The sequence below is a fragment of the Kitasatospora sp. NPDC057738 genome (genome assembly GCF_042798815.1).
In the GTDB taxonomy this organism is placed as follows: Bacteria; Actinomycetota; Actinomycetes; order Streptomycetales; family Streptomycetaceae; genus Kitasatospora; species Kitasatospora lactacystinica.
Map to the genome: position 1 here is coordinate 1 of NZ_JBHVJT010000061.1, position 8,198 is coordinate 8,198.

8 protein-coding genes are annotated in these 8,198 nt (G+C 73.9%); 5 read left to right on the forward strand and 3 right to left on the reverse strand.

Going from position 1 to position 8,198, the window contains the following annotated elements; translation table 11 throughout:
• Both ACFVGO_RS28385 and ACFVGO_RS28390 read left to right on the forward strand, forming a co-directional pair.
• A partial coding sequence (locus ACFVGO_RS28385; RefSeq protein ID WP_380634840.1) for a DEAD/DEAH box helicase occupies window positions 1-1,619 on the forward strand: 1,619 nt, incomplete at its 5' end.
• A gap of 87 nt (window positions 1,620-1,706) precedes the next feature.
• Window positions 1,707-2,261, forward strand: coding sequence for a hypothetical protein (locus ACFVGO_RS28390; RefSeq protein ID WP_380634842.1), 555 nt, complete (start codon window positions 1,707-1,709; stop codon window positions 2,259-2,261).
• 273 nt (window positions 2,262-2,534) lie between these two features.
• Here ACFVGO_RS28390 and ACFVGO_RS28395 read toward each other — a convergent pair whose 3' ends face one another.
• Window positions 2,535-3,407: a glycosyltransferase family 2 protein gene (locus ACFVGO_RS28395; RefSeq protein WP_380634844.1), complete on the reverse strand. Its 873-nt coding sequence runs from the start codon at window positions 3,405-3,407 to the stop codon at window positions 2,535-2,537.
• A 320-nt stretch (window positions 3,408-3,727) separates the two neighbouring features.
• Between ACFVGO_RS28395 and ACFVGO_RS28400 the strand changes: the two genes are divergently transcribed.
• The 3 genes from ACFVGO_RS28400 (at window position 3,728) to ACFVGO_RS28410 (ending at window position 6,591) form a co-directional block, all read left to right on the forward strand.
• A complete protein-coding gene (locus ACFVGO_RS28400) occupies window positions 3,728-4,471 on the forward strand; it encodes a ScbR family autoregulator-binding transcription factor (protein WP_380634846.1) in 744 nt (247 codons plus the stop codon).
• A 356-nt stretch (window positions 4,472-4,827) separates the two neighbouring features.
• On the forward strand, window positions 4,828-5,697 hold the full coding sequence (locus tag ACFVGO_RS28405) for a BTAD domain-containing putative transcriptional regulator (RefSeq protein WP_380350960.1): 870 nt from the start codon (window positions 4,828-4,830) through the stop codon (window positions 5,695-5,697).
• Window positions 5,698-5,832: 135 nt separating this feature from the next.
• Window positions 5,833-6,591, forward strand: a complete 759-nt coding sequence (locus ACFVGO_RS28410; RefSeq protein ID WP_380634849.1) for a TetR family transcriptional regulator — start codon at window positions 5,833-5,835, stop codon at window positions 6,589-6,591.
• A gap of 84 nt (window positions 6,592-6,675) precedes the next feature.
• Here the strand turns inward: ACFVGO_RS28410 and ACFVGO_RS28415 are convergent, their stop codons facing one another.
• Complete coding sequence (locus ACFVGO_RS28415) at window positions 6,676-7,437, reverse strand: hypothetical protein (protein WP_380634851.1); 762 nt, start codon at window positions 7,435-7,437, stop codon at window positions 6,676-6,678.
• A complete protein-coding gene (locus tag ACFVGO_RS28420) occupies window positions 7,434-7,922 on the reverse strand; it encodes a GNAT family N-acetyltransferase (RefSeq protein ID WP_380634853.1) in 489 nt (162 codons plus the stop codon). The genes ACFVGO_RS28415 and ACFVGO_RS28420 overlap by 4 nt, the downstream gene beginning before the upstream one ends.
• Window positions 7,923-8,198 lie beyond the last annotated feature (276 nt).

The window sequence follows — 8,198 nt, forward strand, 5'->3', positions numbered from 1 at the left end:
GCCTGCTGCAGAGCGGTGCCGAACGCCAGGCCGCCGAGGAGCACCGCGAACGCAGCCGGAGCGACCTCCTCGCCCAGCTCGTCCAGCAGCGCACCGCGCTGGAGGACGCCCACGACCACGTCGCCCGCTGCACCCGTGCGGAAGGCCTCGCGGCCGACCTGACCGCCCGCACCACCACCGCCGTCACCGAGGCCGAGACCGGGGCCGTCCGCGCCCGCGCCGACCAGGAGGCCGCCCGGGCCGCGGAGTCGGCGGCCCGCGCGGACGTCGAGCAGGCCCGGTACGGGGCCCGGTCCGCCCGGCGCGACCTGGAGGCCGCCGGCGCCGAACTCGACGCCGCCCACCGGGCCCTGCGCGCGGCCGCCGCCGATCTCCCCTCGCTGCCCCTCGACTGGCCGCAACTCGGCGACCACGCGCAGGAACTCGGCGCCCCGTGGGCCGACGAGGCCTGGAGCACCGCCCGCAGCGACCTCTTCCTGCGCGCCCTCGACCTGCACCGCGCCCTGGTCGCCAACACGGCCAAGCGGATCCGCGGCAACCTCCAGGTCCTGGTGGAACTCATGGCGGGCGGCGGCGGACCCGTCCCCGACGAGCAGGTCCTGCAGGCCTGGCAGACCCTCTTCCTCCTCGTCCCGGTCGTCTCCACCACCTTCTCCTCGATCGGCAGCATGTTCGCCCGCCTCGGCCGCGGCTCCATCGGCTGGATCCTCGTCGACGAGGCCGGCCAGGCCACCCCGCAGGCCGCCGTCGGCGCCCTGTGGCGCGCCCGCCGCGCCGTCCTCGTCGGCGACCCGCTCCAGCTGGAACCCGTCGTCACCATGCCGACCGCCCTGCAGCGCAGGCTCCTGCTGGCCTACGGCGTCGACGAGGAATGGCTGCCCTCCGCGACCTCCGCGCAGGCCGTCGCCGACCGGGTCAACCGCTACGGCACCTACCTGCCCGCCCCCACCGGCGCGGAGGACGAAACGGTCTGGGTGGGCTCACCGCTGCGCGTCCACCGCCGCTGCGAGGAGCCCATGTTCACCGTCAGCAACGAGGTCGCGTACGGCGGCCTCATGGTCCACGGCACCCACCCCCAGCCCTTCCCCGACCCCGACCACGACGGCCTCCTCCCCAGCCGCTGGCTCGACACCCCGGACCCCGACCGCCCGGCCGACGCCCCCTGGGGCGACCGCGACCGCCGCGCCCTCGCCTTCCTCCTGGGGCGGCTCGACCGGCACGGCGTCACCGTCGAACGCCTGCGGATCATCGCGCCCTTCCGCGCCCTCGTCGCCGAAGCCCGCGAGACCTGCCGCGGGCTCCCCGGTTGGACCGCCGAACTCCTGGACGAGCGCTGCGCCACCGTCCACAAGGCCCAGGGCAAGGAGGCCGACGTCGTCATCCTGCTGCTCGGCGCGGGCCGCCCCGGCGCCCGCGCCTGGGCGGCCGGCTCCCCGCACCTCCTGAACGTCGCGGCCAGCCGCGCCAAGCGCCGCCTGTACGTGGTCGGCGACCGCGCGCTGTGGGCCCCGCTGCTCCACTTCGACGTCCTGGCCGGCGAACTCCCCGCCTACGACCACGTCCGCGACCGCGACACCTGGCCCCTGGACGACCCCGCCGACAGCGGAGTCGACGGCTGAGCCCGCGGGCACCGGGCGTTCCGAGGACGTTGCACGATCGAGAGCTCCAGTACTGTGAGCGACGGTCCGATGATGGGAGCGTGGAGAGTGCTTACCGCCAAGACGGTCGTCGCGGAGTGCGACCGGATTCAGTGGAGGCTGGATCCGCTCGTGGGTGTCGGCCCGCTGCGGTTCGGCATGATGTACGAGGACGTGGTGGAGGCACTCGATGGCTTTCTTGAGCCTTCCGCGGAGAGCACACGCCACTACGGCCACGTGCTGAGCGACGACTTCTACCTCCCGCACTCCTCGAACAATTCGGCCCTCACGGTCTACTACGACGCCGAACGCCTGGTCTGCGTGGTCGTCAACGCGTTGCGCGGTCCGCAGGTCACGCTGGACGAGATGTCGTTGGTCGGCCGCTTGCCGTCCGAGCTCGAAGCAGACTTCGTCAAGTACACGGCCACCCATGGGTACGACCTGCGATGCGGCCAGTACGGGGATCCCGGTTCGGAGCAGTTGGGAGTCGTCCTTCGCGCCCAGCGCGCCGGGGATGTCGTACTGAGCCGGCCGGTGCTCGTCGCCCCCTCCTGGGCGGAGCGCTGCGGTGACGTCTCGGAGGGCCGCATCCCCGAGGCGGAATGGCGCGATCGGCACTGGTAGCCAAGCGAGATCAGACGGCCTGGCAGGCGACACTCCTGCCAGGCCGTCTGATTCGCATGACCCCCGGTCGAGATCACATGTCTGAGGACACGGTTGGTGGAGCGGTGGCGCTGTGGCCGAGGAGCGGGCGGCTGAGCCTGCGGCGACCGGGTGTCCCGAGGGTGTTGCGCGAGAAGTCGGCCGGTTCGACTTCTCACGTTTCGTCACTGGTGCTCAGGTGCGGCCGGGACCGTGGCAGCTGAGCGCCGGGACCCGCCGGACGGTCTCCGGCTGTCAGAACACCGGGGGGTGGCCCAGCCGGGTCATCCGCCACACCGTGGCCCAGCGCATCGGGAGTCGGGGCGGGGACGGGGTGCGCACGCCCTCCAGGAAGCCGGACCACCAGGCGCGCAGCCCGGCCGCGGGTGGTCGGCGGGTGAGGGTGTGCAGTGACCAGGAGGCCGGGTAGGGCGGCAGCAGGGCGGCGGGCAGCCGTCGTTCGGCCGGCCGCACCCGGTTGCGGGCGGTCGGCCGGTTGTGGGCGGCGGGCCTGGCCGGGTCGGTGCGCGGGTGCTGGAGCAGCAGGTCGGCCCGGTAGCGGATCGACCAGCCCGCGTCGAGGACGCGCCAGGCGAAGTCCGTCTCCTCGTGGGCGTAGAAGAACCGCGCCGGGAAGCCGCCGACCCGGTCGATGGCGCTCATCCGGATCGCGTGGCCGCCGCCCAGGAAGGTGGGGACCTCGCCGGACCGCAGCACGCCGGAGCGGCCCGGGCGGAGGGCGTGGCGGCGCCGGGTGTGCCCCGTCGCGTCCGCGACCCGGAAGCCGACCACGCCGAGGCGCTGTTCCCGCTCGAAGGCCTCCCGGACCAGCCGGAAGGTGTCGGTGCGCGGCAGCAGGCCGTCGTCGTCCAGGTTCACCACCACGTCCACGCCGCCGAGTTCGCGCAGTCGCCGGACGCCGAGGCTGCGGCCGCCGGGGATGCCGAGGTTCTTCGGCGGTTCCACCGCGTCCGCCCAGGGCGGGAGCGGTGGCAGCCTGGCGCCCTGCCCGATCACCACGACCCGGGCGGCCTCGCCCTCCTGGGCGGCCACCGAGTCGAGGAGCGCGCCCAGTTCCCTGGGCCGGTCGCCCATCGTCAGCACCACCACGCCCAGGCCGAGGCCCATGTGCACCCGCTTCCGTCGAGGATTCCCGCAGACCCGGTGCAACGACCGGCCCGTCTCGGAGGTCACGTCTGTACGGATGTACGGAGACGAACGCCGGGAAGAAACCGTTCGTTCGGTTTCCAGGGGGAGGAGGCGGGGTGCCGGACGTCGAACCCTCGGGGCGGTCGGGGTCTCTGGCCGCCAACGGGACGGTGGGGTCTGACGGGTCGTGGAGAGAGGGAGTGGTTGGCGGGATTCATCGACATCGTCTTGTCGGTCGTGGGTGAGGCGAAGCTAAGATACGGGGTGTTTGGTTTTGTTTTCCGGGAGCTCAGGGCGGGGTGGTTTCGGTGGTACGGCAGGAACGGGCGCTCCGGACACGTCGGCTGATCCTGGAGGCGGCTGCCTCGGTCTTCGACGAGTTCGGGTACGAGGGTGCGACCATCGGCGAGGTGGTCTCCCGGGCCGGTGTGACGCGCGGTGCGGTGTATTTCCATTTCGCCTCGAAGCGGGATCTGGCGCAGGGCGTGGTGGAGGAGCAGTTCGTCCAGGACGGAGTTCCGGAACGGAGCTGCAAGCTTCAGGAGTTCGTGGACACCGGGATGGTGGTGGCGTACCTGATGCCGCGTGACCCGCTGCTCAGCGCGGGTGCCCGGCTGTCGCTCGGGCAGGACCTCTTCGACGACCTCGGCGGCGGCGCCATCCCCGGCTGGATCAACCGCTTCGAGGCGCTGCTGGTCGCGGCCGGCGAGCGCGGCGAGCTGCTCCCGCACGTCGTTCCGGCGGACACCGCCTGGCTGCTCGTGGCCGCGTGGACCGGGGTGCAGATCCAGTCCCAGAAGCTCTGCGGCCGGGCGGACCTGGAGCTGCGGGTGTCCGCGCTGTACCAGCACCTGATGCCGAGCATCGCCGTTCCGGGCGTGCTCGGTTCGCTGCGGATGGGGCCGAACCGCGGGGCCCAGGTGGTGGCGGAGGCCGCGGCGGCCCGTGCGGCCGCGGAGGGCGGAGGCCCGGACGGTGTGCCGGACGGCGGTGCGGCGGGTTCGGCGCGGGTCGAGGCGCAGACGGAGGTCGGCGTGGGCTGACGGCTGTTCACCGGAGCTCCTGCCTGCGGGGATCCGGGCGGGGCAAGGCGAAACCGGCGGCGACGGGACCATGGGGGTCCGGCGCCGCCTTTGGTTTGCCCGGGCCCGGACTTGGGCCCGCGGGCGAGCCTGGAGCCGGGCCCGCAGTCGGACGGCCCGGGTCGCGCAGCGTCGCGGAAGCCGTGCCAGCGGTGACGGGGCGGAGCGGCGCCAGCAAAACAAACAGCACGTTCGGTTTTGTATTGACAAACCGCGCGTCCTGTTTTTGACTTGGTGACAGCTGACCCAGGGTGTCGACCCGGGTGCCGGCCGTGGCGAAGGGGGCTGCGGCGTTCCGTGTGATTGGGGTGGTCATCGTGGAAATTCGGGTGCTCGGGACGCTGGACGTCCGGGTGTGCGGGGTGTCGGTGGTGCCGTCGGCGCCGAAGCCGCGGCAAGTGTTGGGCCTGCTGGCGCTGCGGGCGGACCAGGTGGTGCCGGCCGGGGTGCTGGCCGACGAGCTGTGGTCCGGCCGTCCGCCGCGCAGTGCGCGCACCACCGTGCAGACGTACGTGCTCCAACTGCGCGACCTCATCGACCGGGCGCTCGCCGCGGCCGGTGCGGCGAGGGGGGTGGCCTGCGCCAAGGACGTCCTGGTGACCTCGCCGGGCGGCTACATGCTGAACAGCGGCGCAGGGCTGACGGACCTGCGGGAGTTCGAGCGGCTGGCCGGAACGGGCTACCGGGCGATGGACGGCGAGGACTACCCGGCGGCGGCCCGGCTGCTCGGCGAGGCCCTCGGGCTGTGGCGCGGATCGGCCTTCGCCGATGTCCCCGTCGGCGGCCAACTCGCCGTCGAGGCCCGGCGGTTGGAGGAGACCAGGCTCTGCGCGCTGGACCAGCGGATCGAGGCCGACCTGCGGCTCGGCCGGCACCGGGTGCTGCTGGCCGAACTCACCGTGCTCGTGGACCGCTACCGCACCCACGAGAGCCTGCACGGCCAGTACATGATCGCGCTGCACCGCTCCGGCCGCCGGGGCGAGGCGCTGGAGGCGTACCAGCGCCTGCGGAACACCCTGGTAAGGGAGTTGGGCATGGAGCCCTCGGTCGGACTGCGGCGGCTCCAGCGCTCCATCCTGCTCGCCGGCCCCGAACGCGCGGCGGATCGTGCGGCGGAGCGCGAGCCCGCCGGTGCGGGCGTGGCCGCCGGACCGGGGGCGGCGGCCCGGTTCAGCCGGGTCGGGTGAACCCGACGGCCGTCCGCAGCCGGTGCCGCATCGGTGGAACCGGCCGCGGACGGCCGTCGGAGGCCGCGGCGCCCGTCCTGGGGCGGTCGCGGTCCGGTCGGAACCTGCTTGTCGTTGTGAGGGGTTGTGGGACGGGTGGTCCAGGAGAGGTCGGAACGGACGCGCGGGCGGCTGGTGGAGGCGGGGGCGGTGCTGTTCGACCGCCGCGGCTACGCCGGTGCCACCCTCGGCGAGATCGCCGCGGCCGCCGGGGTGACGAAGGGGGCGCTGTACTTCCACTTCGCCTCCAAGGAGGAGCTGGCCAGAGCAGTGTCCGGACAGGCCGAGCGCTCGCTGCGGTCGGCGTGCGCGGAGCTGCGTGCGGCTTCCTCCCCGCTCCAGGGATTGATCGACGCGGGGTACTGGCTGGTCGACGCCCTCGGGGTGGACCCGGTGATCCGGGCGGCCTTCCGCCTCGGCCGCGAGGACGCCGGCTGGCAGAGCGCGCCCACCACGGCAGGGCTCACCACGGCCGCGCCCGCCACGGCTGCGCTCACGACGGCCGGGCCCACCACGGTGGGTCCCACGACGGCCGGGCCCGCCCCGGCCGATTCCAGGCAGCCGGCCTTCGCCGACATCCGCGGCTTCCACAGCGTCTGGGCCGGGGTGGTGCGCGACCTGCTGGCCGGTGCCCGCCGCGCGGGCGAGCTGCGCGACCGCTCGGGCGGCCTCGGCCCGGAGACCCTGGTGGTGACCGCCGCCTGCGGTCTGGAGGTGGTGTTCGCGGACGGTTGCCCCGCCGAGGAGCGTGCCCGCAGGGTCGGCGCCCTCTGGGACTGGCTGCTGCCCTGTCTGGTGCGTCCGGGCACGGCCGGCGGCTACCGCACCAGGCCGTCGGCCCCGCGGCCCGCCTGAGATCGGCCCGCCTGAGACCGGCCCGCCTGAGACCGGGCCGTCCGAGGGGACGTTCCGAGCCGTCTCGCCCGATCGGACTGTCGGTCAGGGCCGGAAGGGCCGGAAGGGCTGGTGGGTCGGGGCGTCCGGGTGGGGCCGCATCAGGAGCAGGTCCTCGCCCCAGGCGTCCAGCACCGCCGCGTGGCCGGCGGCCCGGGCCGCCGCCTCGACCCGGGCGAAGAGCCGCTGCTGCGGCGCCACTTCGCCGGTTGCGGTGATCCGGGCGACGGTGTCCAGCAGTGCGGCGCTGTCCCAGCCGGGCAGCGGGAAGCGGTCCAGCTCCCAGGCCAGGTACTTGTTGTAGGGGCGCGGTCGGCGGTCCAGGGCGAAGAGCAGGTCGAGCAGGAACCCGACACCGGCGGCCGCGTCGAGGTGGCCGGCGAGCGGGTTGCCGTCGCGGTGGTTCTTGACCGAGCGGTAGAGCGAGTTGGCGTAGGCGTCCAGCAGGGCGGCGCCGGACCGGAAGGCCTCCTCGGCGCCGAGCCGCCCCATCGCGGCGACGATCCGCACGATCTCCCCGTCGCGGCGGTCGACCAGCACCCGGGAACGGGCGATGGCGTACCGCTCCCAGTCGGCGGGCCGGCGGAACCGTTCGAGGGTGGTGACGACCAGGTCGAGCCGCGCGGAGCGGTAGCCGTCGAGCGCGGCCAGCTCGCTCGCCGCGTCGTCGGCGAGGATGACGTAGAGGTCGTGGTCGGAGTGACGGGTGGTCATGCCGTCGTGGGCCCGGGAGCCCTTGAGGACGAGCCCGACGACGGCCGGGTCGGCCGTCGCATCGGCGACGAACGCCGCGAAGTCCGGCGTCACGCCAGGTCCTTGCGCATCAGCGTGCACATCGTCCCGTACCGCTGGAGCGAGCCGTCCTCGGCCTCCACGTCCCAGGAGTCGAGCTTTCGGCCGTGGGCCCGGTAGCCCAGGCGTTCGTAGAGGGCGCGGGCGCGCGGGTTGCTCTCCTCGACGCCGAGTTCGGCGCGGGTCAGGCCCCGGGCGCCGATCCGCTGCTCGGCGGAGCGGATCAGCAGTGTGCCGATCCCGCAGGACCGCAGGGCCGGGTGGACGCCGAGCTGCCAGAGCGTGCCGGCACCGGGCTCGACGGTGTAGTCGATGCCGCCGACCGCCACCGGGAGCCCGACCGGTGTGCACACCGCCAGGTAGTCGATCTCGCCCGCCTCGGCGCGGCGGATCTGGTGGACGAGCTCGCGCACGTGCTTGGGGGAGCCGGCCCAGCCGCAGGACGGCAGGTCCGCGTCGGTGAGGCCGCGCACCGACAGGTGCAGCCTGATCCCGGTCATCGCCGCGTCCCTTCGACTCCCTCAGTGGCCGTCTCCCATTTCAGCAAGCCGGTCCCCGTGCCGTCCAAGGGGTTTCGGAGCGGCCGCGGCGCCGGCCGGACGGGGGCCCGGGGACCGGGCGGCCGGGCAGTGGCCCGCCCGGACAGCGGGCCGGACCCGGGGACCAAAAGAACCAAGGGAGGACCAACCCCAGTAGTGCGGGGGAGCGCAAGAGTTCGTCACAACGACTCGGGGTGGGGGGGCGTGCGGGGGCAGGACCAGAGGAAAAAACAGCCA